Here is a 23,967-nt window from a genome sequence, read left to right on the forward strand (position 1 = left end):
CGGGGCTGGGAAGGTGTTCATATGGTGCCGGTTCCCGTGAATTCCAGCCCGGCATCGCGGGCGTGCCATGCGCCATCATGCGATCGTCGGAATGCAAACGCCGCGGCTGGTGCCGCGGCGTCCCGTCTTGGAAGCGGGCGCGGATCAGGCCGCTTGACGCTGCTCTTCCTCGGCTTCGAGGTTGATCACGGAGGTCGCGAGCTCGGTCAGCGCGTGGTCGGTCGCCTCCTCCTCGTCCAGCGTGGCCTGGAGCAGCCTTGCCGCGTCCTGCATCCCGAGCTCCTCGGCCCAGGTGCGCAGTGTGCCGTAGCGGGAGATCTCGTAATGCTCGACCGCCTGGGCGGCCGCAAGCAGTCCCGCATCCAGCGCCGGGGCGCCCTTGAACTCCTTCATGATCTCGGCGCCCTCGTCGGCGATGCCGTTGATGGCTTCGCAGGGTTTGCCGCGTGCGGGCTTGCCCAGCATCTTGAAGATCTGGTCCAGCCGTTTGACCTGTCCTTGGGTCTCGCGCAAATGCTTGTTGAACGCGGCGGCCAGATCCTTTGATTGTGCAGCCTTCGCCATCTTGGGCAGGGTCTTGATGATCTTGTTCTCGGCGAAATAGATGTCCTTCAGTGTTTCCACAAAAAGGTCGTTCAGCGTTTTCTGGGGTTGGCGCGACCGCGCGCCGCGCGACGACGATTTCTTGGTTGCGCGCTTCTTCGCTTTCTTGGCCATAAATCCTCCTGTCGAGGTGAACGGGAAGGCACCTCCTTCCTCTATCCTCGCGCGATCAAGACGCGGGGAGGCCAAAGGTTCCCATTTTCCGGCGCCCGTCCGCTTCTACGCCCGGCCAGGCCGCGCGCGCTGCCCGCGCGAGGGGGCCTCAGACCAGACCGGGCACGGATTGCCGCACCGCGTGCTTGCCCGGTAGTCCGGATGGAAAAGCGTGCCGAGCGCAAAGGCGCTCGCACCTTCGACGCTGAGAGCCTCTATCGCGCCGTCTTCGGCTACCGCCTCGGCGATCAGGTTTGGTGCAAGATCAGCGATGAGGAAGCTGTGCAGCGAATTCACCGTGATGGCCTCCGCACCGCAGATCTGTTGCAACACGCCTCCGGCGCGTAGCGTCAGCTTCCGCCGCAGTCGATAGCGGGCATCCTCATTGCCGGCCTTGGGCGTGCCGTGACGTTTCTCTTCCGGCAAATCGTCCGGCTCTTTCGCGAGCGTCCCGCCGAAGGCAACATTCAACTCCTGGATTCCACGGCAGACGAAAAGTGCGGGGATGCCGCGCGCCAGCGCGCGCGGGATCAGATGGAGCGCGACCTCGTCGCGGAATTCATCGAACGGACCGTCGCGTGCTTCGTCCGCCGTTTGTCCATAGCGGGAGGGATGGACGTCGGTCTGCCCTCCGCCGACGAAGAGGCCATCTGAGCTCTTGAGCAGCATCGCCTTTTCCGTTCGTGGGCGGTTAATTTTGTTGTGGCGCTGGGTTTGCGGACTTGCACCAGGAGACGCGTGCATGATCAATTTCGCCCTCTCTGCGTTCGTGACGCGTCTGCTGGTCATCGATCCGGTTGGCTCGTGCCGGCATTCCTGGCCGCGACCGGTGGCATGCCCGACAAGATCAAGCACACGGTCGCGCTGCGTGCCCTTTCATCGCGGCCTCGATCCTGATCGTGATCGCGGTCTGCCTGCTCTGCATCGCCTGTTTCGTTTCGGCGAGCCTGATCGTGCGGACGCTGGGGCGCACCGGAAATGCCGTGCTGTCGCGCGTCCTCGGCATGCTGCTCGCGGCCTATTCGGTGCAGTTCGTGATCAACGGGATTGCGGCCGTCCGGGACAGCCTGGCCTGGTGTCTCGTTGGGGCTGCGGCAATCTGTTAATCTATTGATTTTACAAGGCAATTCGTGGCTTGGCGGGCCCGCGGGCACGACGGTGCTTGAACAGGTCCGCTTTCGCTTGCGCTGCCATATTGCTTTGACGTACTTCGGGTCTAACAAACGCCCGTCGCCGAGAAGGTCGAGATGAAATCGAGAGGTCGATGATTGCGGACGAACTCGACAAGGGACAGGCCATCATCGACGCCTGCCGCTGCATGAAAGCGCTCGGCATCAACCAGGGCACTTCGGGCACCAGGCCGTATCAGGGCTGCCTCCAGGTCGGCGAACCGCCGCTGCTGTCGAGCGCCGAACAGGTTCGCCAGCGCATGGCCGGCTACGGCATGTCGGAGGGTTAGGGCAGGCGGTGTTCGCGCGGATCAGATATCTCGTCGACGGCAAGGGCACGAACCGCACCATGGTCCGGCTGCGCGCACTCCTGCGCAGCAACGAGTTCTACCTGATCCCGCTGGCGCTCGTGATCGGCACGCTGGCCGGCGCGATCGTGACGTTGATGGCCGAGATCGCGCAGATCGCCCATGTCGTGATCTACGGCATCCCGATCGACGTGCGCCTCTCCGCCAACACCCATATCAATCCCTGGGCGGCAATGATCGCACCGGCGCTCGGCGGCCTGGTGCTCGGCATCATGGAATGGTGGCGCCGACGGCTGAAGATTTCCAGCGCGGTCGACCCGATCGAGGCCAACGCGCTGCGCGGTGGCAATCTGTCGATGCGCGACAGCGTGGTGGTGTCGAGCCAGACCCTGATCTCGAACGGCTGCGGCGCCTCGGTCGGCCTCGAGGCCGGCTACACCCAGATCGGCTCCGGCATCGCCTCGCTGTTCGGAAAATTCTTCAATCTCCGCCGCAACGACCTCCGCTTGATCGTCGGCTGCGGCGCTGCGGCGGCGATCGCAGCGGCCTTCGGCGCGCCGATCACCGGCGCGTTCTACGCTTGCGAGCTGATCGTCGGCGTCTATTCGGTCGGCAGCGCGGCGCCGATCCTGGCGGCCTCGCTCGCAGGCGCGCTGACCGCGCAATGGCTCGGCGGCGCGCCTTACTCGCTCGAAATCCCCAAGGTCAGTGCGGTCGGCATCGAGCAATATCTCGCATTGATCGGGCTCGCGCTCGTCACCAGCGGCGTCGGCATCGCGGTGATGCGCTCGTCCTCGATGTTCGAGCGGCTATTCAAATGGTTGCCGGTCTGGCTGCGCCCCGTGATCGGCGGCCTCATCGTAGGCGGTTTCGCCATCGTGACGCCGCAGGTGCTCGCGGCGGGCCACGGCGCCATGGTGCTCGATCTCTTCCACGACATGACCATCGGCCTGATCGCGATCATCATCGCGCTGAAAGTGACGGCCTGCCTGATCTCGCTGGCATCCGGTTTCCGCGGCGGTCTCTTTTTCGCCTCGCTGTTCGTCGGCAGCCTGATCGGAAAGTTCTTCTCCGCGGTGCTGTTGCTGATTAGCCCGAACTTCGTGATCGATCCGCTGGTGGCAATGCTGACCGGCATGGCGACTTTGGGCGTCGCCATCGTCGGCGGTCCCCTGACCATGTCGTTTCTCGTGCTCGAGATGACGCGCAATGTCGACGTCACCGCTGTGGTGCTGGCCGGCTGCATCGTCACCTCGATCTGCGTCCGCTTCATGTTCGGTCACTCCTTCTCGACCTGGCGCCTGCATCTGCGCGGCGAGACCATCCGCAGCGCCAACGACGTCGGCTGGCTGCGCAACCTCACCGTCGAGCGCCTGATGCGCTCCGACGTCGCCAAGGTGCCGTCGAGCACGACGATCGCTGCGACCCGAAGCGAATTTCCACTGGGATCTCGGCCAGGCATCGTCATCGTCAACAATACTGACGAATATGTCGGCCTCGTCCTGCTGCCCGATTTGTTCTCCAGCGACCTCGACGCCATCGCCGACGATATCCAGATCGTCGAGCTCGCGCGCCTGACCGAGATCGTTCTGATCCCGGAAATGAACGTGAAGAGCGCGATGGCGGTGTTCGACGAGGCCGAGGCCGAAATGCTGGCGGTGGTCGATTCCACCGACAGCCGCAAGGTCGTCGGCTTCCTCACCGAGACCTTTGCCCGCCGCCGCTATGTCGAGGAAATCGACAAGGCCACGCGCGGCGTGCTGGGCGCGTTGTCGTAGAGCACGTGCCGCCGCGGGCAAGTTGACGCTGGCACGCAAAGCGGACTTGCCAGATCGTTCACAACCTCTAGGCTAGAAACGGGCGGCAGGGCTGGTGTCTTGACCGCATTCAGCGACGAGGGACGTGCGATGCCGGACACGCTTCGCTTGTTGCTTGCCTTGCTCGAACTCGGGCCCCGTTTGAAGGATCTGCTGGGCGACAAATGGCCGCCTTTCGGCGAGGAGTTGCAGGAGCTCGCCGCGCGCGCCGGCCGCGGCGAAGATCCGGACAAGCTTCGCCGGTCGCTCGACCTGCTGGTCGTACGGCTGCTGGCGGAGCCGCCGGCCATGGAGCTTGTCCAACGCGTGATGGCAGACCTGGCAGCGCCAGTGGCCACCAGGGAGACCGTGACCCGCCGCGGCCGGGTGTCGCCGCCCGTCGTCCCGGATACAGCCCGGCCGACCATGGATGAGACGACCGGCGTTATCACTATCCCAATCTTCTACGGCACCGACCGCGCCCGGGGCGACGACACGCCGGCGCATTACTTTGGCGGCACGCGCGGCGCGCTGTCCCTGGGAATCGCGGAGGTCAGCGTGCCCACGCGCGGCCGCGACCTCGGCGCACTCACCGGTCCGAGCTGGTGGCATCTCGAATTCTCGGCCAATCCGGAAAAGCATGTGATCCTTAAAAGCGTCGGCGCGCTTGGCCGGGACGCTTTCGTCACCAGCCTGAAGGACTCGCTTGCCGCGGCGGACGAGCATGATGTCCTGATCTTCGTGCACGGTTACAACGTGACGTTCGAGGACGCGGCGCGGCGGGCCGGGCAGCTTGCGGTGGATCTGAAATTCGCAGGGCGGACGCTGCTGTATAGCTGGGCGTCGGCGGCGGACACCAGGAAGTACACGGTAGACGAGAGCACGATCGACTGGTCGCGCGATCATTTCGAGGCGTTTCTCCAGCTCGCGGTCGGCGAAATCGCGGCCGGCAGAGTTCACATCATCGCCCACAGCATGGGCAATCGCGCGGTGATCAACACGCTCGAACGCGCCACCTCCTGGCAGCTGCCGGCCGGCGCCGCAAAACTCGGTCAGATTATCTTTGCCGCGCCCGATATCGATCGCGACCGCTTCGTCCAGCTCGCCGCGAAGTTCAAGGGTTGCGCCGCACGCGTCACGCTCTATGCCTCGTCGCGCGACGTCGCGCTGTTGGCCTCGAAATTCGTGCACGGCTATCCCCGGGCGGGCGAGGCCGGCGATGCCCTGACAATCGTCGACGGCATCGATGCGATCGATGCATCGCTGGTCGACACCAGCCTGGTCGGCTTGCACCATTCCTATTTCGGCGAGAAGCGCTCGATCCTGAACGACATGTTCAATTTGATCGTGCAGCAACTCGCCCCCGACCAGCGCTTCGACCTCCAGGCCGCAGGCGATGCGCTCCGGAAATACTGGAGCTATCGGTCCTAGAGGTCGTGCGTGGTGTCACGCGAGTTGATGTCTCGTGAGGAAAAGGACGCGTCAGTCGCGTTGAATCCCAAGAGTGGTATCGATCCCGGCGTCGTCGGTCGATGCGTTGGCTCACGTGCCCGCGCTATGATGGTCCCGGCTACGGCTACTATGGCGGCCCGCGTTACTACAATCCGTACTGAGGATCGACGGCGACGGGCAAAACACCTGCACGCCTGTCAATCCCTCCCGGCAAAAACATTCTTCTTTACCGAAATTCGGAAATGGCGTACATGTCGCTCATCCCGGCTCGACCTTGAGGGGCGATCGTACGTCGTCACTGATCGAGAGCCGGGTTGCGGTGGACGCGGCAGCGTCGGCACGAGAGGTGCGGGCAGGGCGGGTAGTCCCTGTGAGTCCGCGGCCGCGTGTAGACGGACGGCGCTGAGCGCGTACGGCAAAACCGTGTGGTCCTGGCCGTCGTCGCTACGGTCAAGCTTTCGCGGAGGTGCGGAGCGCCCAACCGGGTTAACCGCATCGCTAATCTGCGAGGCGAGGGAGGCCAGAACGAACTCGGCTCCCGGGAGAGCACGGCATAAACCGTCAACCCACTGCGCAGGAAGGCCGTGTGTTCGGCTTCACCTGTATGCCGCTGTGCAATTTCCTATTGCGCTACACGCGCACAGCGGACCGTGGGTGCCAGCCGGCACCCGGCCTTCCCTGCGCCCTCTTGGATAAAGAGGGTGGAGAGATCAAGCAAAGCTCGGGCGAAATGCGCCGCGAGGGCGAGAAGGCGCGTCTGCGATTCAAAATACAAACCGAAAGAACAAAGCCGTCGCCTCACACGGCGTCATTGCGAGCACAGCGAAGCATCCAGTCTCTCTCCGCGGAAGGACTCTGGATTGCTTGGCTGCGCAATGACGAGTTGGCGCAACCGCGCTCTATTCTCCAACATCATCTCCCCGCAGGCGCCGACATCGCGCCGTTGGCATAGCGCGACCAATCGGGGATGGTCGGCTGCGATGGCCACATGGCTGCATTGGAGTCGCGCACCGATTGGGTGATGGGAGCAGGCTGGGCCCTGCGGGCGTGATGGCGGTCGCTCGCTGCGGCGGTCTGGATGGTGATTGCGGCGATCAGCGCGGCGCCAAGAATGGCAAGAGTCTTCTGCATGGTTGTTTCTCCCGTGACGACGCTTCCCGCTGAGGACGATCTCTTCTGCGCGTCGCTGACGCTCACATGGCGATGCGTCCGGCCGAGTGTCACTGTCGCCGGCTTCACGATGAGGCGAGCAATTTTTTTGGTCCCGGCTAAATATTCGGCAATCGCCGGGCCGGACCCGATGGACTTGACCGGCGCATTCCGGTTGAATGGAGCCAATGAAGGTTTCAGGCGCGACAACGATGTCGAAACTTCTGCTGGTCCTGCTTTTGATCGCCTCGCCGGCTGTGGCACAGGTGAAACCTGCTCCCAAGACCTCGGCGGCGCATCCCGACCCCTGCGCGCCGATCGGACGCACGGCGGACGGCAAGCTGGTCTATTCCATGAAGTGCGAGAACCTGCCGGCGCCGCCTCCACCCTCGCCGCAGGCGGAACTGAAGGAGGCGCCCGCACCGGCTGCAGAGCCCGAGCCGGAGGTGCGGCGGAGCGGCCTGTTCGGCTGGTCTTACGACCGGAGGTGAGGGGACGGGCGCCACTTGCGCGAACCCCATTGGAATGCTCTTTGCTTGCAAGTTCCCCGTGGGGCCACCGTCCCCGATCCAGAGAGATGAGATGAGCAAACTCGTTATCCGCGCCGGCGATTTCACCTTCGACGCCCGCTTCGAGGAGCAGGCGGCGCCCAAGACCGTCGCGGCGTTCCGCAAGGCGTTGCCGTTCGAGAGCCACATCATCCATGTGCGCTGGAGCGGCGAAGGCGTCTGGATGCCGCTCGGCGATCTCGACTTCGGCGTCGGCTACGAGAACCACACAAGCTATCCCGCGCCCGGGCAGATCATCCTCTATCCCGGCGGCATCAGCGAGACCGAGATCCTGATGGCCTATGGCGGCGTGCATTTCGCCAGCAAGATGGGCCAACTCGCCGGCAATCATTTCATCACGGTAACCTCGGGCCTTGAGAATCTCGCGACGCTGGGCAAGAGCGTGCTGTGGAAGGGCGCTCTGCCGATCCGCTTCGAGGAAGTCTGAGTGACCGACGCCCGCTACCCGCGCGATCTCCGCGGTTACGGCCGCAATCCGCCGCATCCGCAATGGCCTGGCAACGCGCGGGTCGCGGTGCAGTTCGTCGTCAATTTCGAGGAGGGCGGCGAGAACAACATTTTGCACGGTGACCGCGCGTCGGAAGCGTTCCTGTCCGACGTGCTGGGCGCACAGCCCTGGCCCGGCCAGCGTCACGCCAATATCGAATCGATGTTCGAATATGGCTCGCGCGCCGGCTTCTGGCGGCTGTGGCGGATGTTCGACGCGCGGAAGTGGCCGATCACCGTGTTCGGCGTCGCCACCGCGCTGAAGCGCAATCCGGATATTGTCGCTGCGATGAAGGAGTCCGGCTGGGACATAGCGAGCCACAGCCTGAAATGGATCGAGCACAAGGACATGACGGAGGCGCAGGAGCGGGCCGAGATTGCCGAGTCGATCCGCGTCCATACCGAGGCGACCGGTTCGCGGCCGCTCGGCTGGTACACCGGGCGCTCCTCGATCAACACCAACCGTCTGCTGATGGAGGAGGGCGGCTTCCTCTATCTCTGCGATTCCTATGCCGACGATCTGCCCTATTGGATCAAGGGCGCGAAGGGCAAGCAGCTCATCATTCCCTACACGTTAGACGCCAACGACATGCGCTTCATCAATCCGCAGGGCTTTGCCGAGGGCGAGCAGTTCTACACCTATCTGAAGGATGCGTTCGACGTGCTCTATGCCGAAGGCGAGAGCGCGCCGAAGATGATGTCGGTGGGGCTGCACTGCCGTCTCGCCGGCCGGCCCGGCCGCGCCGCGGGCCTGATCCGCTTTCTCGATTACATCGGCAAGCACGAGCGCGTCTGGGTGCCGACGCGGCTGCAGATCGCGCAGCATTGGCACGACAGGCACGCGCATCTTGCTGTCGATGCGTTCGAGATCGGATAAAGTCAAGATGACGCAGATCCCGCTCGCCGAGCTCAACGCTGCAAGCAAGGCCGACTTCGTCGCCGCGCTCGCCAATGTCGTCGAATATTCGCCGTGGATCGCCGAGCAGCTCGCGGCGCAGCGGCCGTTTGCCGGCGTCAACCAGCTGCATGCCGCGCTGATGGCGGCGATACAGGCTGCCGAGCCCGATGTCCAGCTGGCGCTGATCCGGGCGCATCCCGATCTCGCCAACAAAACCCAGCGCGCGGCGGGCCTGACGGCGGAATCGACCGACGAGCAGAACAGCGCCGGCCTCGACCGGCTGTCGGACGCCGAATATTCGGCGTTCGAACGCGTCAACAACGCCTATCGCGAAAAGTTCGGCTTCCCCTACATCGTCTGCGTGCGCCGTCACACCAGGGATTCCGTGCTGAGCGACATCGAGAAGCGCCTGGGCAATATTGCGAAGACCGAGACGCGCCGCGCGATCGAGGAGATCGGCCGCATCTCGGCGCTGCGGCTCGATCAGCTCGTCATCGCCGACGACAGGCTGAAAGTGCACGGCCGGCTCTCGACCCATGTGCTGGACAATCATGCCGGCAAGCCTGCGTCTGGAATTGCAGTGGAACTGGTCGAGCTCGCAGATCTCGGCGAGAGCCGCGTGATCGCGCGCGCAGTGACCAACACTGACGGCCGCACCGACCAGCCGCTGATCGGCGGACGTCCGCTGCCGATCGGCCGCTACGAGCTCCGCTTCAGCGTCGCCAAATACTACGCCGAGCGCAACGTGCAGCTTCCCGACCCGCCATTCCTCGACGAGATCCCGCTGCGGTTTGCGATCGGCGAGCCGGAAGGGCACTACCACGTACCGCTGCTGGTCACGCCCTGGAGCTATTCGACGTACCGCGGCAGTTAGTCGCCGAACTTGTCGAGCAGCGCCGGAAACAACCGGTCCGGCTTGAACGGCGTTGCGGTGAAGCGGATGCCGGTGGCGTCGGCAATCGCATTGCCGAGCGCGGCGGCGACCGGGTTGTACGGGCTCTCGCTCATCGACTTCGCCCCCAACGGCCCGATCGTGTCGGATGTCTCGGCGAACAACACTTCCGTGCGCGGCACATCCGCGAAGGACGGCAGATGGTAATCGCGGAATTTGGGATTGGTGATGCGGCCACTCGCATCGATCACCATCTCCTCGTAGAGCGCCGCACCGAGGGCCTGCGCAACGCCGCCCTCGACCTGGCCGCGGCACTGCATGGGATTGGCGACGACGCCCGCATCCGCCGCCTGCACGCTCCTGACAATCCTGATCTCACCGGTGCCCTTGTTCACGGCGACGCGAAAGCCCTGCACGTTGAAGCCGACGGATCTCGGCGTTCCCTCGGAACTGCCGTGCGCCGCGAGCGGACGACCCGTCTCGCGCGCGAGCTTCGCCAGCTCGGTAAAGGACATTCGCCGCACGCCGCTGACCACGAACTCGCCTTCGAGCGTGCAAGTCCCGGCATCGCAAAGCCATGCGCTGGCGGCGGCCGCCTTCAATTCGGTCGCAAGCTGCACGGCCGCGGCGTGCGTTGCCTTGCCGGCAACGAAAATGCCCGTGCTGCCATAGGCGCCGGTGTCGTGGCCGCTATGGGCGGTGTCGGATTGGCGCAGGCGGATCCTGTCGACGGTGGTCGCGAGAACGGTCGCGGCGATCTGCCGGTGCACGGTGCTGGTGCCGTTGCCGAACTCGGCGGTGCCGACGGTGAGATCGAAGCCGCCATCGTCGTTGAGCGCGATCATCGCATCGGCGATGTGGCCGGCGGGCGGCACGGTGTCGATCATGGTCAGCGCGACGCCGTCGCCGGTCAGCCATTCGCCCGACAGCTCGGGCTGCGGGCCATCCGCCTGCATCGCGCGCTCGACGAGGTCCAGGCACTGGTCGAGGCCGTAGGAGCCATAGAGCACGTCGTGGTATTCGGATTCAGGCGGCGACAGCATGGGATCGCCTTGCCTGATGATGTTGCGGCGGCGCATCTCATAGGGACTCATGCCGAGCTGTCTCGCCAGCTCGTCGATCGCAGCTTCCACCGCGATCAATGCCTGCGGCAAGCCGTAACCGCGAAACGCACCGGCCGGCACCGTGTTGGTGTAGACGACGAAGCCGTCGACGCGCTTGTTCGGGCAGTTATAGACGGCGATGGATTCGGAGACCGCGTGGAACATCACGGAGCCGCCATGATTGCCGTAGGCGCCCGTATTGGAGAGCACGTCGAGCTGCAGCGCGGTGAGCCTGCCATCGGCATCGGCGCCGGCCTTGATGTGGACTCGCATCGGGTGCCGCGTCGACGTCGCGATGAACTGCTCCTCGCGGGTGAGCTCGAGCTTGACCGGCCGACCGATCTTCAGCGCGGCGAGCGCCAGAATATCCTCGACGAACATCTCCTGCTTGCCGCCAAAGCCGCCGCCGACGCGCTCACAGAACACACGGACCTTGTCCATGGGAAGCTCAAAGATGTCCGAGAGCGCACGCCGGGTCAGGAACGGCACTTGCGTCGAGGTGCGGACGTTGAGCACGCCTGCATCGTCGAGCCAGGCAAGGCCGCCATGGGTCTCCAGCGCGGCGTGCTGCACACGGTGGCTGTGGAAGGTAGCCTCGTAGGTGACGGCGGATGTGGCGAGCGGCGAGGCGACATCGCCGAACTCGCCATGCGTCTCCGCGACGAGATTGCGCCGCGCGTCGGCAACGCGGTTCGCGCTGGTCCGATCTGGATGCACGAGCGGCGCGCCCGGCATCATTGCCTGTTCGGGATCGATCAGCGCAGGCAAGATCTCGTAGCTGACCTTCAGCCGTCGGCACGCCTCCTCGGCCGCGCCTTCACTTTCGGCGACGACGGCGGCGACCTTCTGGCCGATGAAGCGGACGACGTCGTCGAGGATGCGGGTATCCTCGGGGTCCATCCAGTCCTTCTCGTGCCGCGCCGTCGAGAACAGCACCGATGGCGCGTCCTCGTGCGTCAGGACCGCGTGCACGCCAGGCACCGTCATCGCCGCCGATCTGTCGATCGCGACAATTCTTGCGTGCGCATGCGGCGAGCGCAGCAGCTTGATGTGCAACAGGCCGTCGATTTCCGTGTCAAACGTGTAGCGCGCCGTGCCGCGGACGACGTCCGGCCCTGCGGGGGCCGGCAGGCTGCGCCGAACGCGCCGCCGGCTTCGACGCTCGCCTCGACATTGGTCTTGCCGTGGATCGCATCCTCGATCGCGCGATAGCCGGTGCAGCGGCAGATGTTGCCCTTCAGCGCGGCGCCGAGATCGGTGCGCTGCGCCTGGTTCAGCGAGGCGCAGGTGAGGATCATGCCGGCGGTGCAGAAGCCGCACTGGAATCCCTGCGCGTCGAGGAAGGCTTGCTGCATCGGGTGCGCGCCATGCTCGCCGCCGAGACCTTCGATCGTGGTGACAACGCGCCCCTCCGCGCGAAAGGCCGGGATCAGGCAGCTATGCACAGGCTCGCCGTCGAGCAGCACGGTGCAGGCGCCGCAATCGCCGGCGTCGCAGCCTTTCTTCACCCCGAAATGGCCAAGCTCGCGCAGGAACGTGCGCAAGCACTGGCCGGCACGTGGCGTTTGCGGAAATGTCGTGCCATTGACCTCGAAACTCATGGCGACGTTGTACCCAGGAGCTCGGCGCGTATCTCCTCTGCGAGCCGCAGCGTCATGTGCTTGCGCCAGAGCGGCTTGCCATGAATGTCGGTGTGATAGAGATCATCCGTGATCTCCTCGGCTATTGCCGTGCGGAGCGCGTTCGCATCGGGCGGCTTTGGAAACGACAATTGGATGGGGCGCACGGTCGATGCGGTCACGGTCAGCTTCAGCGCGCCAGCGCTGTCAAAGCTCCCGATCAGAAGGGCCGCGGAGCGGCCGACCGGCGCGAGCGAGATCTGGCGAAACGCGGAGCGTCGCTTCAGTGCGGCAAGTGGAATGTCGATCCGCCGCAGCAGATCGCCAGGCAACAGGCGGTTGCGCTGGTTGCCCGTGACGAATTCGACGACGAGAATCTTCTGCTCGCCACCGCCGGCTTTCCAGATCGTGCAGACGCCGTCCAGCGCGGCGGTAAGCGAGATCATCGGTCCTGCCGGCAGCGACATGCAGACATTGCCGCCCACCGTCGCCGTCTTCCAGATTTTGAAGGAGGCGAGAAAAGCGCGGCAGCATTGGCTGATCAGCGGTGCCGCGAGCCAGTCGGTGGGGCAGGTGAGCGCATCGAGTTGCGAGATCGTGCAGGTGGCGGCGATGCCGAGATGGCTCTCGGTGATCGTCAACGCCGGCCATTTCAGATCGGTGAGATCGATCAGCCGCGTGAGGTGGACTTGCGGCTCCGAGAACAGCCACGTGCCGCCCGCAAGCCAAGCATCACCTGGCGTCCAAGCGGGCAATTGCGCTCGCGTTTGCGGATGGGCGACCGCTGTGATGGTATTCAAGTCCATGGCTGCGCCAACGCCTCCACTGAACGCATTATTCTCTCGGAAAGTCTTGCAAGACCAGCGCCAACTGGCAACAACAAGTCGCAGCAATAACGTTCTCGGGGTGGCCTCTGCCTTGCAGGCCATTCGTTAACGAGGCGAGGAGAAACAGGATCATGAGCGACGCAAAGCCGATCTGGATCAGGGATCCCCTGGCCATTCTCGCCGATGGTGCCGGGCGCGGAATCGTCGTGAGAGATGGTCGCATCATCGAGCTCGTGGCGGCGGGCGGCACGCCTGCGACCGCAGATGTCACGGTGTTCGATGCAAGCGAACATGTCGTGCTGCCGGGTCTCATCAACACCCATCACCACTTTTATCAGACGCTGACGCGGGCGCTGCCGGCGGCCATGGACCGCGAACTGTTCCCCTGGCTGCAGGCACTCTATCCGGTATGGGCGAGGATGACGCCGGAATCCTTGGAGCTCGGCGTTACCTTGGCGATGTCCGAGCTGCTGCTGTCGGGCTGCTCCACCACGACCGATCATCATTACGTCTTCCCGGCGGGGCTCGAAGAGTCCGTCGACATCGAGGTTGGCGTCGCAAAACGACTTGGCGTGCGCGTGCTGCTGACGCGCGGCTCGATGAACCTGTCGCAGCGCGACGGCGGCCTGCCGCCGGATAGCGTCGTGCAGGACGAGGATACGATCCTCGCCGATAGCGCGCGTGTTGTGGCAAAATATCACCAGCGTGGTGCGGAGGCGATGGTGCAGATCGCGCTTGCGCCCTGTTCGCCGTTCTCGGTAACGACCTCGCTGATGCGCGCCACCGCCGATCTTGCCGACAAGCTCGACGTGCGCCTGCACACGCATCTCGCCGAGACCGAGGATGAGAACAAGTTCTGCCAGCAGATGTATGGCTGCCGTCCGCTTGACTATCTCGAGCAATGCGGCTGGCTCAATGCGCGAACCTGGCTCGCTCACGGTATTTTTTTCGACGCCGACGAGATGAAGCGACTCGGCAAGGCCAAGACCACAATCAGTCATTGTGCATGCAGCAATCAGTTGCTGGCCTCCGGCTGCTGTCCGGTGTGCGAGATGGAAGAAGCCGGCGTCGGCATCGGCATCGGGGTCGACGGCTCGGCCTCCAACGATGGATCGAACCTGATGCAGGAGGTGCGGGCCGCGTTCCTGCTGCAGCGGGCGCGCTACGGCGTGACCAGGGTCAGCCACAAGGATGCGCTGCGCTGGGCTACCAAGGGCTCGGCAGCGTGTGTTGGTCGGCCGGACCTCGGCGAGATCGCCGTCGGCAAGGCCGCCGACCTCGCGCTGTTCAGGCTGGACGAGCTGCGCTTCTCCGGCCACGGCGATCCCCTGGCTGCACTGGTGTTGTGCGGGGCGCATCGGGCCGATCGGGTGATGGTGGCGGGGAGTTGGGCCGTGGTCGATGGCGCGATTCCGGGACTGGACGCGCCGGACCTTATCCGCCGGCACAGTTCCGCGGCGCGGAGGATGCAGGCGGGGTAAAATAGAAGGAGGGAGCGACCACAAGTGCCGGGTGCTTCTGGCCACCCCCTCCGAACCTCCTCCGGGAGGAGCAGGTGATTTAGGTGATGCAAGAAGCGTGCTACTTGCCCGGCAGCTTATCGTCGATGCCCTTCACGTAGAAATTCATGCCGAGGATCTGGCCGTCGGCGAGATTGGCGCCGCCCTTGCACTCGATCTCCTTGCCGTCCTGCCCAATCACCGGGCATTTGAACGGGTGCAGCTTGCCCGCGGCGATTGCCGCCTGGGTATCCTCGGCGATCTTCTTCACGTCGTCAGGCATATTGGTATAGGGCGCCATCGCGAACATGTGGCTGTCGAGACCGCCCCAGGTGTCTTCCGACTTCCAGGTGCCGTCGAGTTCGGCCTTGACGCGTTCGATGTAGTAGGAGCCCCAGGTATCGAGGATCGAGGTCAACTGGGTCTTGGGTCCGAACTTGATCATCTCGGAGTCCTGGCCGAAAGCGAGCTTGCCGCGTTCGCTGGCGATCTGCATCGCGGCGGGCGAATCGGTGTGCTGCATGATGATATCGGCGCCCTGGTCGATCAGCGCCTTGGCGGCGTCGGCCTCCTTGCCCGGATCGAACCAGGTGTTGGCCCAGATGATCTTGACCTTGATGTTCGGGTTGATGGTCTGCGCCGCGAGGATCGTCGCGTTGATGCCGGAGACGACCTCGGGAATGGGGAACGAGCCGATATAGCCGAGCACGCCGGACTTCGACATCTTGGCCGCGATCAGGCCTTGAATGTAGCGGCCCTGATACCATTTGGCCGAATAGGTCGACATGTTCTTGTCGCGCTTGTAGCCGGTGGCGTGCTCGAAATGCACGTTAGGATATTTCTTGGCGACCTTCAGCGTCGGGTCCATGTAGCCGAACGACGTCGTGAAGATCAGCTTGTTGCCGGCGCGGACCAACTGCTCGATGGCGCGTTCGGCGTCGGGTCCTTCCGGCACGTTTTCGAGATAGGTGGTCTCGACCTTGTCGCCGAGTTCTTTCACCAGCGCCTGGCGGGCGAGTTCATGCTGATAGGTCCAGCCGAGATCGCCGATCGGGCCGAGGTAAATGAAGCCGACCTTCAGCTTGTCGGCAGCGGAGGCTGCACCGATGCTCCCGGCAAGCAGAAGGCCGGCAGCCAGCGCAAGAAGTGATTTCCTCATCATCAATCTCCAAACATCTGGGGAAAGCCACGATCCGCCACGTGTGCGCCCCATCGCGCACGCCGCGGACATCAAAACTCTAGCGGTCAGGCACGAACACGGTGCCGAGCGCGGCCGGGGCAGTCGAGCCGCCGGTGCGCGCGCGGGAGAGCAGAACCAGCACGATGACGGTCGCGAGATAAGGCAGTGCCGACATGAATTGCGAGGGAATGCCGACGCCCCAGCCTTGCGCATGCAGTTGCAGGATCGTCACCGCGCCGAACAGATAAGCGCCGACCACCAGCCGGCCCGGGCGCCAGGATGCGAACACGACCAGCGCCAGCGCGATCCAGCCGCGGCCCGCGGTCATGCCGGGAATGAAGAAGGGCGTGTAGGCGAGCGGCAGGTAGGCGCCCGCAAGCCCGGCGCAGGCGCCGCCGAACATGACGGCGAGGGTGCGAATGCGCAGCACGGGATAACCGAGCGCATGCGCGGAGATATGATTGTCGCCGCAGGCGCGCAGGATCAATCCCGCGCGTGTGCGGTACAGGAACCACCAGACGCCGATGATGAGTGCGATGGAGAAATAGACGAAGGCGTCTTCGCCGAACAGCACGCGCCCGACCAGCGGAATGCCGGTGAGGCCGGGAATGGCGAGATGCGCCGCCGGCGTAATGCGTTCGCCGACGAAGCCGGCACCGATCAGGCCGGACAGGCCGACGCCGAGAATGGTTAGCGCCAACCCGGTCGCAACCTGGTTGACGGCGAGCCCGAGCGCCATCAGCGCGAAGATCAGCGACATCAGCGTGCCCGCGACGATGCCGAACAGCGCGCCGACGAAGATCGAGCCCGTCAGCCACGCGCCGCCAAAGCCGCAGGCTGCGCCGACGATCATCATCCCCTCGACGCCGAGGTTGAGTACGCCGGAGCGTTCGGTCACGAGCTCGCCGGTTGCGGCGATCAGCAGCGGTGTCGATGCGGCGAGCACCGACAGGATGATGGCTTCAACCAGCTCCACGGGCCACCTGACGGTTCGGGAAGACCAGCTTGAAGCGGTAGAGAATGAGGGAATCGCAGGCGAGCACGTAGAACAGCAGGATGCCTTGGAAAACCTTGGTGACGTCCAACGGTATCTTCATCGCGATCTGCGCCTGCTCGCCACCGATAAAGGTCAATGCGAGAAAAAGGCCTGCAATTAATATTCCAACCGGGTTCAACCGGCCGAGGAACGCGACGATGATCGCCGTGAAACCGTAGCCGGGCGAAATGCCGGGCTGGAGATGGCCGACAGGACCGGCGACCTCGATGATACCGGCAACGCCAGCCAGCGCGCCCGACAGCGCGAAGGTCAGGATGATCAGCTGGTTGGCGTTGAAGCCGCCGAACCGTGCGGCGCGCGGCGCGGCACCGACGACGCGAATCTCGAATCCCTTGATGGTGCGTCCGAGCAGGATCGCAGCCGCCGCAACCACCAGCAGCGCGATGATCGAGCCGAGATGCAGCCGGCCGCCTTCGATCAGCAGCGGCACAGTCGCCACCGGATCGAACTCGGCCGTCGTCGGGAAGTTGAATCCGTTCGGATCGCGCCAGGGACCGCGCACGAGATAGTCGAGCAGGAGGTCGGCGACATAGACCAGCATCAGGCTGGTGAGGATTTCGCTGGCGCCGAACTTCACCTTGCAGATGGCCGGGATCAGCGCATACAGCGCACCTGCGGCGGCTGCGAGCACCAGCATCGCCGGCAGCACCCAGGCGCCGACGTCGGTGCCTTGCGTCTTCACCGCGATCCAGCTTCCGGCGACGGCGCCGATCAGGAATTGCCCTTCTGCACCGATGTTCCAGGCATTGGCGAGATAGCAGAGCGACAGCCCGATCGCGATCATCACCAGCGGTGTCGCCTTGACCGCGATCTCCTGCAGCGAATAGCCGTCAGTCAGGGGCGCGATGAAATAGGCCTGCAGGGCGAGCAGCGGATTCTTGCCGAGGATCGCGAACAGGATGGTCATGGTCACGATCGTCAAGCCGATCGCGATCAGCGGCGAGATCAGCGCGATCGTGTTGGAGCGCTCGGTGCGCTTCTCAAGCACCAGCTGCATGCGCGGTCTCCTTCGGCTCCAGGCTGCTGCCGCCCATGAGAAGCCCGAGCTTTTCGCGTGTGGCGTCGCGTGTCGCGAGCGGCTCCGACAGGCGGCCGTGGAACATCACGGCGATGCGGTCGGCGATTTCGGCGAGTTCGTCGAGATCCTGGCTGGTCACCAGCACCGCGGCGCCTGCGGTGGCGAGATCAAGCAACGCCTGGCGAATGACGGCGGCGGCACCGGCATCGACGCCCCAAGTCGGCTGGCTCACCACCAGCACGGCGGGATTACGCAGGATCTCGCGGCCGACGATGAATTTCTGCAAGTTTCCGCCGGAGAGAGATGCCGCTTCCGGATCGCGCCTGGCCTTGCGCACGTCGAAAGTTTCGGTCGCCTTGTCCACGGTCTTCAGCGTGGCGGCAGTGTCGATGAAGCCGTGATTGACCATGCCGCTGGCGGCGTGTCCGGTGAGCAGCGCATTCTCCGACAGCTTCATGCGCGGTGCGGTGCCGTGGCCGAGCCGCTCCTCCGGCACGAAGGCGGCGCCGAGCTTCCGCCGCTTGGTGATCGAGAGGTGGCCGGCGGCGATACCTTCGATCACCACTGTTCCCGGATCCTTCGACAGCCGTTCGCCGGACAGTGCTGCGAACAGCTCGTCCTGGCCGTTGCCGGCCACGCCGGCGATGCCGAGGATTTCGCCGCCCTTCAGCTCGAACGAGATGTGTTCGAGCCGCACGCCGTGCGCCTCCTCCGGCGCGAGCGAGAGATCGTTGACGACCAGCCGCGGTATCGTGGTCTGTCGACCTGCGGCCGCCTTCACGTCCTTGATCTCGCCGCCGACCATCATGCGCGCGAGCGAGGCGGCGGTCTCGAGCCGGGGATTGCAGGTCTGGATTTTCTTGCCGCCGCGCAGGATCGTGGCGGTATCGCAGAGCCGCTTCACCTCCTCGAGCTTGTGGCTGATGTAAAGAATGGCCCGGCCTTCGGCCTTGAGCCGCTCCAGCACGATGAAGAGCTGGTCGGCCTCCTGCGGCGTCAGCACCGCGGTCGGCTCGTCCAGAATCAGGAATTTCGGGTCCTGTATCAGCGCGCGGACGATCTCGATGCGCTGGCGTTCGCCGACGGACAGCTGCCAGACCTCGCGCTTGGGGTCGAGCGGCAGGCCATAGGTCTGCGACACCTGCTCCAGCCGCGCCGACATATCCTTGAAGGATTCCGTGCCGTCGAGCCCAAGCGCGACGTTCTCGGCGACGGTGAGATTGTCGAACAGCGAAAAGTGCTGGAACACCATGCCGATGCCGAGGCCGCGCGCTTCCGACGGGCCGGACAGCACGATTCGATCGTCCTGCCAGCGGATCTCGCCGGCAGAGGGCTGGATCAGCCCATAGATCGCCTTCACCAGTGTCGACTTGCCGGCGCCGTTCTCGCCGAGCAAGGCGTGGATTTCCTTGGGCCAGATCTCGATATCGATGGAATCGTTGGCAAGGAAATCCCCATAGCGTTTGGTGAGGCCCACCGTCCTGAGCAACGGGGACTCGCCGGAATGCAGGCCGTTAGGCGTCGGATCTAACATTCGCTGATGCGCTTGCATGGGATGAAGTGCCTCAATAGTGGGCTAGTTTGAACCGCTGCGTAAGGTGTGAAAAAGCGTCATCCCTTGCTTAACGCTTCGGCAGAAGGTCGGTCGCGCGAGTCGCGACCGTTTCCGGACACCACGCGTCTCCAACGGCCGTCTTGCATGGCTCTTGCGGTCGCGCGACGCCCGTGGCGGCTGTTGCAAATTTGTGACGGTTCAAGCCAAATCGGAACCCGCGGTGCAGGCTTGACGAGAAGTTGAGCAAAGTCGCGCCATCGCTCTTATGCATTTCGCCGCGACCACGATTGCCGTATTCGACGGTTGCGCTTGGGCTGTCGCGTCGATGCAAAAGCCAAACAGAATCAAACGGGAATGTTCGGCAATGGCGTGTTCGGCGTTGTCGATCGGCCGCCGATGGTGCGGCACCAACCTTCTCAAATTCCGCAGTGAAGCGCGGCGCGCTGCCGAAACAAGCGGCATGCCTTGAAAGAAGTTGAGGCTTCTCACTTTGGGACTTCGGCGCAAGTGTCGCGCCAAGGGGACATTCATTTTTACGTGTCCAAATTTGGGGGTATTCAGGATGTCGTTTCGTTTCAAAGCAATTGCAGCTGCGGTGCTGTCACTTGCTACGCTCACCACCGGTGGCCTGGCGCAGGCTGCGGATCTGCCGGTCAAGGCCGCCAAGAAGGCGCCTGATCTCCCGTTCTTTCTGGTGATCGACGACCGCGTGTCTTTCTCCTGGATGCCCAAGGGCACCGACCCCGGCATGTGGAGCACCGGTCCGGGCGGCAGCATCAACGGCACCACCCCCAAGCAGGTCTATTCGTTCACGCACTTCGACCTCTGGGCCTATGGCACTAATTTCTTCACGATCTCGCTGTTCAAGTCGGGTCATAACGATCCCGCTTCGCCCTGTACTGCACCCGGCGTGACCATCACCGGCGGCGTCGGCGACTGCGCCGGCGCGACCGAGATCTATGGCCTGTTCCGTTCGACCTTCGGCTGGAACGAGCTGTTCAACACCAAGGCCTTCACGATGGGGCCGCTGCACAACATCTCGTTCGAAGTCGGTATGGACGCCAACACCGAGAACAACTTCCTCGCGCCCGCCAAGCGCGACGTTGTCGCCGGTCTGCAGTTCGCCTTCGACCTTCCCTACAAGGGCTATATCAACGTCGCTCCGTTGATGTACTGGGAGTTCCTGAACCACAACGCCTTCACCCAGTGCGGCCTGTTCGGTGCAGGCGTCGCGGGCGTGACCTGTAATTCCGACGGCAATGTCAGCTACAACCCGACCTGGGCCCTCGAAATCAACTACTACATGGACCTCGGCTTCCTGCCGCCCAACATGCAGTTCTGGTCGATCAGCGGCCGCGCCGGCTGGTATGGACCGAAAGGCGACTCGAACGGCCTTCCTGCGCTTTCGGGCCCTGGCATTTTCAGCACCAAGTCCAAGACCGAGTTGAACAGCGAGCCGATCCGCCTGACCTTCGATGCCTCGAAGGCGGCGTGGGGTGACAAGTATTCGCACTTCGTCGACCTCTGGGTCGCCTACCGCTACTGGCAGAACAAGTTCGGCCTCGACCACAACGCCATGGCCGGCGTCTGCACGGTCGCGGCGACCGGCCAGAGCACCAACAGCTGCACCGAGTCCACGGTTTACGGTGGCATCACTGTGAAGTTCTGATCGGCTGAAGGCGAAGCTACAATAATGGCGCCGCGCAGAGATGTGCGGCGTCATTCGTGTTGGAGAGACGCTGCCGCAGGGTAGGCAAAGCGAAGCGTGCCCATCACTCCGCCTACTTGCATTCCGATGGTGGGCACGGCGCGAGCGCGCCCTTGGCCACCCTACGGAAGCGATTGCTGGGCCGCCTACTTCGTCCAAACGCCGTCGTGCAGCGCTTCGGCTTCGTTCTCGAGCAACGGCCCGACGACCTCCGTCGGCCGCTGGCCGCTCGCAAACACCTCGCGACAGGGCAGGTCGAGCGTCGGGTTTTCCGGGTGATTGCCGGTGACGCCGCGCAGGCGGTGCTCGCTGAGGCCATAGACCACACGGCCGATGCCGGCCCAGTAGATCGCACCGGCGCACATCGCGCAGGGTTCAGCGGAGGAATAGAGCGTCGCCGTCGCCAGAACGTCGCGGCTGAGCGTGCGGCAGGCTTCCGTGGCCGCGAGGCGCTCGGCATGTGCGGTGCCGTCGTGATCCGGCATATAGCCGTTCTCGACCTCGATCAGCACCTTGCCGTCGGCATGGACGACGACGCAGCCGAAGGGATGGTTGCCATGGATAAGGGAACGGCGAGCAACCGCGAACGATAAACGCAAAAAGTGCTCGTCGCGTTCGCCTGCGTCGTCCATCGATGCTCCCAGAGCATGATCCCGAAAGCTGTGCAGCGGCTTTCCGAAAGGATCACGCTCAAACGATTAGTCAGTGTCCCGCCATGTGCCGGCCGACCACGGTGAGATCGGCCTCGCTGGTTCGTGCTTCATACACGAATTCGCCGTGGAACATCACCACCAGCCTGTCGGACAGTTCGAGCAATTCGTCGAGATCCTCGCTGACCAGGAGCACCGCGGCGCCCCGGTTGCGCGCAGCCATGATCTCGGCGTGGATCTGCGCCACGGCTGCGAAATCGAGGCCGAAGCAGGGATTAGCCGCGATCAGCACTTCGACGTCGCTGCCGAGCTCGCGAGCGAGCACAGCGCGCTGGACATTGCCGCCGGACAGCGCCGACATCGGCGTGTCCGGGGTGCGGGTCTTGATCTTGTATTGGCCAATCTTCTTCTCCGCGTCGTCGCGAAAAGCGCGGCGGTTGAGCCACCAGCCGCCGCTGGCGAAGGGGGCGCGGTCGAACTCGCGGAAGGCGATGTTGTCGGCGACGCTCATGCCGCCCACGCAGGCGTTCTTCAGGGGCTCCTCGGGCAGGAGCGACATCTTGTGGCGCCGCATCTCTTCGCGGCTGGCGTGATAGGGATCGCCGGCGACGCGGATTTCGCCATCCTCCGCTTCGCGCTGGCCGGCCAGGACTTCGACCAGCTGGCGCTGGCCGTTGCCGGAGACGCCGGCGATGCCGACGATCTCGCCGGCACGCACGGTGAGGGAGACGTCATGCACGGCGATGGCGCCGGCATCGTCGAGCGCGCGGATCTTCGCCAGCTCCAGCCGCGCCTGTCCGGCTTCGCCGGTCCGCGGCGGCTGCACGGTCAGCTCCTCGGCGCCTATCATGGTGCGCGCCATCGCGTCCGGCGTCAGCTCCGCAACCTTGCCGGCACCGGCGAGCTTGCCCCGGCGCAGGATCGTGACCTCGTCGGCGAAGGCCATAACCTCGCGGAACTTGTGCGTGATCATCAGGATGGTCAGCTCGCCCTTGACCACCATGTCGCGGAGCATGCCAAGCACCTCATCGGCTTCGGCCGGCGTCAGCACGGAGGTCGGCTCATCCAGGATCAGGAAGCGGCGCTTCAGATAGAGCTGCTTCAGGATCTCGCATTTCTGCCGCTCGCCGGCCGAGATGTCGGAGACGTTTGCCGAGAGCGGCACCTTGAACGGCATTCGCGCCAGGAAGGTCTCGAGCTCCTTCATCTCCTTCGGCCAGTTCACCATGGCCGGCACGTCGTCGCGCGCCAGCACGAGGTTTTCGGCGACCGTCATGGCCGGCACCAGCGTAAAGTGCTGGTACACCATGCCGAGGCCGAGCGCATGCGCGTCCTTCGGATTGGCGATCGCCTGCTCGCGGCCGCCGACGAGGATGTCGCCTTCGGTCGCGTGGTAATAGCCCATGATGCATTTGACGAGGGTTGACTTGCCGGCGCCGTTCTCGCCGAGCAACGCATGGAACGAGCCGGGCCGGACCTTCAGCTCGACATTGTCCAGCGCCAGGAAATCGCCGAAGCGCATGGTCATGGCGATGGCATCGACGCCGAAGGCGCCTGAGGGCGGAGGCGGTTCGCCGATGATCACGAAATGGCTCCGATGAAGGCATCCGACGTCGAGACGGCGCCGAACACGCCGCCCTGCATCTTGATCATCTTCAGCGCATGGTCGTGGTTGCTCTTGTCGGTCGCGCCGCAGCAATCGTGCAACAACACGCATTCGAAGCCGCGGTCGTTGGCCTCACGCATGGTTGTGTGGACGCAGACGTCGGTCGTGATGCCGGTCAGCACGATGTTCTCGATGCCGCGCACGCGCAGGATCAGCTCGAGATCGGTGGCGCAGAACGAGCCCTTGCCGGGCTTGTCGATGATCGGTTCGCCCGGCAGGGGGCTAAGCTCCTCGATGATGTCCCAGCCGGGTTCACCGCGCACCAAGATGCGGCCGCACGGGCCGGGATCGCCGATCCCGGCGCCGATCTGGCGCGAGCGCCAGCGCTTGTTGGCGGGAAGATCGGAGAGATCGGGGCGGTGGCCTTCGCGGGTATGGATGATATGAAAGCCTTGCTTGCGCATGGCGGCGAGCAGTTTCTTGATCGGCTCGATGGGTGCTCGCGTCAACGACAGATCATAGCCCATCTTGTCGACATAGCCGCCGATGCCACAGAAATCAGTCTGCATGTCGATAATGATGAGCGCGGTGTTTTGCGGGCGCAGATCGCCGTTGTAAGGCCAGGCGTAAGGCTCGGATTTGATATAGCGCTCGGGCATGATTTCGCTCT

The 23,967-nt window shown here is 64.3% G+C and carries 21 protein-coding genes and 2 pseudogenes; 10 read left to right on the forward strand and 13 right to left on the reverse strand.

Going from position 1 to position 23,967, the window contains the following annotated elements; translation table 11 throughout:
• Window positions 1–144 precede the first annotated feature (144 nt).
• On the reverse strand, window positions 145–717 hold the full coding sequence (locus ACTGJ9_RS17755) for a YciE/YciF ferroxidase family protein (protein ID WP_456678089.1): 573 nt from the start codon (window positions 715–717) through the stop codon (window positions 145–147).
• Window positions 718–822: 105 nt separating this feature from the next.
• Complete coding sequence (locus ACTGJ9_RS17760; RefSeq protein ID WP_456678090.1) at window positions 823–1,425, reverse strand: gamma-glutamyl-gamma-aminobutyrate hydrolase family protein; 603 nt, start codon at window positions 1,423–1,425, stop codon at window positions 823–825.
• Window positions 1,426–1,498: 73 nt separating this feature from the next.
• Here ACTGJ9_RS17760 and ACTGJ9_RS17765 point away from each other — a divergent pair.
• The 4 genes and pseudogenes from ACTGJ9_RS17765 (at window position 1,499) to ACTGJ9_RS17780 (ending at window position 5,460) form a co-directional block, all read left to right on the forward strand.
• Window positions 1,499–1,862: pseudogene (locus tag ACTGJ9_RS17765) on the forward strand (MarC family protein).
• Between the two features lie 158 nt (window positions 1,863–2,020).
• A complete protein-coding gene (locus ACTGJ9_RS17770; RefSeq protein ID WP_456678091.1) occupies window positions 2,021–2,215 on the forward strand; it encodes a hypothetical protein in 195 nt (64 codons plus the stop codon).
• 8 nt (window positions 2,216–2,223) lie between these two features.
• The gene (locus ACTGJ9_RS17775) at window positions 2,224–4,011 is read left to right on the forward strand and encodes a chloride channel protein (RefSeq protein ID WP_456678092.1); all 1,788 of its coding nucleotides are present in this window, start codon (window positions 2,224–2,226) and stop codon (window positions 4,009–4,011) included.
• A 99-nt stretch (window positions 4,012–4,110) separates the two neighbouring features.
• Window positions 4,111–5,460: an alpha/beta hydrolase gene (locus ACTGJ9_RS17780; RefSeq protein ID WP_456678093.1), complete on the forward strand. Its 1,350-nt coding sequence runs from the start codon at window positions 4,111–4,113 to the stop codon at window positions 5,458–5,460.
• Between the two features lie 933 nt (window positions 5,461–6,393).
• On the opposite strand, the gene ACTGJ9_RS17785 is transcribed toward ACTGJ9_RS17780, so the two are convergent.
• Window positions 6,394–6,840 carry a hypothetical protein gene (locus tag ACTGJ9_RS17785; protein WP_456678094.1) on the reverse strand — a complete coding sequence of 149 codons (447 nt, stop codon included), beginning with the start codon at window positions 6,838–6,840 and terminating at the stop codon, window positions 6,394–6,396.
• A gap of 2 nt (window positions 6,841–6,842) precedes the next feature.
• Here ACTGJ9_RS17785 and ACTGJ9_RS17790 point away from each other — a divergent pair, with 2 nt between their 5' ends.
• From ACTGJ9_RS17790 to uraD, 4 genes are all read left to right on the forward strand, one after another.
• Complete coding sequence (locus tag ACTGJ9_RS17790; RefSeq protein ID WP_456678095.1) at window positions 6,843–7,121, forward strand: hypothetical protein; 279 nt, start codon at window positions 6,843–6,845, stop codon at window positions 7,119–7,121.
• A 91-nt stretch (window positions 7,122–7,212) separates the two neighbouring features.
• Complete coding sequence (locus tag ACTGJ9_RS17795) at window positions 7,213–7,626, forward strand: DUF3830 family protein (protein WP_027531871.1); 414 nt, start codon at window positions 7,213–7,215, stop codon at window positions 7,624–7,626.
• Window positions 7,627–8,562 carry an allantoinase PuuE gene (puuE, locus tag ACTGJ9_RS17800; RefSeq protein WP_456678096.1) on the forward strand — a complete coding sequence of 312 codons (936 nt, stop codon included), beginning with the start codon at window positions 7,627–7,629 and terminating at the stop codon, window positions 8,560–8,562.
• A 7-nt stretch (window positions 8,563–8,569) separates the two neighbouring features.
• Window positions 8,570–9,457, forward strand: coding sequence for a 2-oxo-4-hydroxy-4-carboxy-5-ureidoimidazoline decarboxylase (gene uraD / locus ACTGJ9_RS17805; protein WP_456678097.1), 888 nt, complete (start codon window positions 8,570–8,572; stop codon window positions 9,455–9,457).
• Here the strand turns inward: uraD and ACTGJ9_RS17810 are convergent.
• Together ACTGJ9_RS17810 and ACTGJ9_RS17815 are read right to left on the reverse strand one after the other, a co-directional pair.
• Window positions 9,454–12,179: pseudogene (locus tag ACTGJ9_RS17810) on the reverse strand (molybdopterin-dependent oxidoreductase). The gene uraD and the pseudogene ACTGJ9_RS17810 overlap by 4 nt on opposite strands.
• Window positions 12,176–13,003, reverse strand: a complete 828-nt coding sequence (locus tag ACTGJ9_RS17815; RefSeq protein WP_456678098.1) for an FAD binding domain-containing protein — start codon at window positions 13,001–13,003, stop codon at window positions 12,176–12,178. Before ACTGJ9_RS17815 ends, ACTGJ9_RS17810 begins: the two are co-directional and overlap by 4 nt.
• A 152-nt stretch (window positions 13,004–13,155) precedes the next feature.
• Here ACTGJ9_RS17815 and ACTGJ9_RS17820 point away from each other — a divergent pair, with 152 nt between their 5' ends.
• On the forward strand, window positions 13,156–14,505 hold the full coding sequence (locus ACTGJ9_RS17820) for an 8-oxoguanine deaminase (RefSeq protein ID WP_456678099.1): 1,350 nt from the start codon (window positions 13,156–13,158) through the stop codon (window positions 14,503–14,505).
• Between the two features lie 100 nt (window positions 14,506–14,605).
• Here the strand turns inward: ACTGJ9_RS17820 and ACTGJ9_RS17825 are convergent, their stop codons facing one another.
• From ACTGJ9_RS17825 to ACTGJ9_RS17845, 5 genes are all read right to left on the reverse strand, one after another.
• On the reverse strand, window positions 14,606–15,682 hold the full coding sequence (locus ACTGJ9_RS17825; protein WP_456678566.1) for a BMP family ABC transporter substrate-binding protein: 1,077 nt from the start codon (window positions 15,680–15,682) through the stop codon (window positions 14,606–14,608).
• Between the two features lie 79 nt (window positions 15,683–15,761).
• Window positions 15,762–16,679: an ABC transporter permease gene (locus ACTGJ9_RS17830; protein ID WP_456678100.1), complete on the reverse strand. Its 918-nt coding sequence runs from the start codon at window positions 16,677–16,679 to the stop codon at window positions 15,762–15,764.
• Window positions 16,666–17,757, reverse strand: coding sequence for an ABC transporter permease (locus ACTGJ9_RS17835; protein ID WP_456678101.1), 1,092 nt, complete (start codon window positions 17,755–17,757; stop codon window positions 16,666–16,668). Before ACTGJ9_RS17835 ends, ACTGJ9_RS17830 begins: the two co-directional genes overlap by 14 nt.
• Window positions 17,741–19,312 carry an ABC transporter ATP-binding protein gene (locus ACTGJ9_RS17840; RefSeq protein ID WP_456678102.1) on the reverse strand — a complete coding sequence of 524 codons (1,572 nt, stop codon included), beginning with the start codon at window positions 19,310–19,312 and terminating at the stop codon, window positions 17,741–17,743. Before ACTGJ9_RS17840 ends, ACTGJ9_RS17835 begins: the two co-directional genes overlap by 17 nt.
• A 219-nt stretch (window positions 19,313–19,531) precedes the next feature.
• Window positions 19,532–19,822: a hypothetical protein gene (locus ACTGJ9_RS17845; protein ID WP_456678103.1), complete on the reverse strand. Its 291-nt coding sequence runs from the start codon at window positions 19,820–19,822 to the stop codon at window positions 19,532–19,534.
• Window positions 19,823–19,895: 73 nt separating this feature from the next.
• On the opposite strand from ACTGJ9_RS17845, the gene ACTGJ9_RS17850 reads away from it, so the two are divergent.
• A complete protein-coding gene (locus tag ACTGJ9_RS17850) occupies window positions 19,896–21,002 on the forward strand; it encodes a hypothetical protein (protein ID WP_456678104.1) in 1,107 nt (368 codons plus the stop codon).
• 185 nt (window positions 21,003–21,187) lie between these two features.
• On the opposite strand, the gene ACTGJ9_RS17855 is transcribed toward ACTGJ9_RS17850, so the two are convergent.
• The 3 genes from ACTGJ9_RS17855 to biuH form a co-directional block, all read right to left on the reverse strand.
• On the reverse strand, window positions 21,188–21,673 hold the full coding sequence (locus tag ACTGJ9_RS17855; protein ID WP_456678105.1) for a nucleoside deaminase: 486 nt from the start codon (window positions 21,671–21,673) through the stop codon (window positions 21,188–21,190).
• 70 nt (window positions 21,674–21,743) lie between these two features.
• Window positions 21,744–23,276: an ABC transporter ATP-binding protein gene (locus ACTGJ9_RS17860; RefSeq protein ID WP_456678106.1), complete on the reverse strand. Its 1,533-nt coding sequence runs from the start codon at window positions 23,274–23,276 to the stop codon at window positions 21,744–21,746.
• Window positions 23,273–23,956: a biuret amidohydrolase gene (gene biuH, locus ACTGJ9_RS17865; protein ID WP_456678107.1), complete on the reverse strand. Its 684-nt coding sequence runs from the start codon at window positions 23,954–23,956 to the stop codon at window positions 23,273–23,275. The genes ACTGJ9_RS17860 and biuH overlap by 4 nt, the downstream gene beginning before the upstream one ends.
• Window positions 23,957–23,967 lie beyond the last annotated feature (11 nt).

Origin of the sequence: Bradyrhizobium sp. RDM12 (assembly GCF_051917485.1) — a bacterium.
Classification (GTDB): domain Bacteria; phylum Pseudomonadota; class Alphaproteobacteria; order Rhizobiales; family Xanthobacteraceae; genus Bradyrhizobium.

What these genes read in the sequence shown, in the direction of transcription:
- ACTGJ9_RS17795 (WP_027531871.1), top strand. Translation starts at nt 7,213, where the DNA reads ATGAGCAAACTCGTTATCCGCGCCGGCGATTTCACCTTCGACGCCCGC.
- ACTGJ9_RS17770 (WP_456678091.1), top strand. Translation starts at nt 2,021, where the DNA reads ATGATTGCGGACGAACTCGACAAGGGACAGGCCATCATCGACGCCTGC.
- uraD (WP_456678097.1), top strand. Translation starts at nt 8,570, where the DNA reads ATGACGCAGATCCCGCTCGCCGAGCTCAACGCTGCAAGCAAGGCCGAC.
- ACTGJ9_RS17820 (WP_456678099.1), top strand. Translation starts at nt 13,156, where the DNA reads ATGAGCGACGCAAAGCCGATCTGGATCAGGGATCCCCTGGCCATTCTC.
- ACTGJ9_RS17760 (WP_456678090.1), bottom strand. Translation starts at nt 1,425, where the DNA reads ATGCTGCTCAAGAGCTCAGATGGCCTCTTCGTCGGCGGAGGGCAGACC.
- ACTGJ9_RS17825 (WP_456678566.1), bottom strand. Translation starts at nt 15,682, where the DNA reads ATGAGGAAATCACTTCTTGCGCTGGCTGCCGGCCTTCTGCTTGCCGGG.
- ACTGJ9_RS17840 (WP_456678102.1), bottom strand. Translation starts at nt 19,312, where the DNA reads ATGTTAGATCCGACGCCTAACGGCCTGCATTCCGGCGAGTCCCCGTTG.
- ACTGJ9_RS17835 (WP_456678101.1), bottom strand. Translation starts at nt 17,757, where the DNA reads ATGCAGCTGGTGCTTGAGAAGCGCACCGAGCGCTCCAACACGATCGCG.
- biuH (WP_456678107.1), bottom strand. Translation starts at nt 23,956, where the DNA reads ATGCCCGAGCGCTATATCAAATCCGAGCCTTACGCCTGGCCTTACAAC.
- ACTGJ9_RS17850 (WP_456678104.1), top strand. Translation starts at nt 19,896, where the DNA reads ATGTCGTTTCGTTTCAAAGCAATTGCAGCTGCGGTGCTGTCACTTGCT.
- ACTGJ9_RS17855 (WP_456678105.1), bottom strand. Translation starts at nt 21,673, where the DNA reads ATGGACGACGCAGGCGAACGCGACGAGCACTTTTTGCGTTTATCGTTC.
- ACTGJ9_RS17755 (WP_456678089.1), bottom strand. Translation starts at nt 717, where the DNA reads ATGGCCAAGAAAGCGAAGAAGCGCGCAACCAAGAAATCGTCGTCGCGC.
- ACTGJ9_RS17790 (WP_456678095.1), top strand. Translation starts at nt 6,843, where the DNA reads ATGTCGAAACTTCTGCTGGTCCTGCTTTTGATCGCCTCGCCGGCTGTG.
- ACTGJ9_RS17815 (WP_456678098.1), bottom strand. Translation starts at nt 13,003, where the DNA reads ATGGACTTGAATACCATCACAGCGGTCGCCCATCCGCAAACGCGAGCG.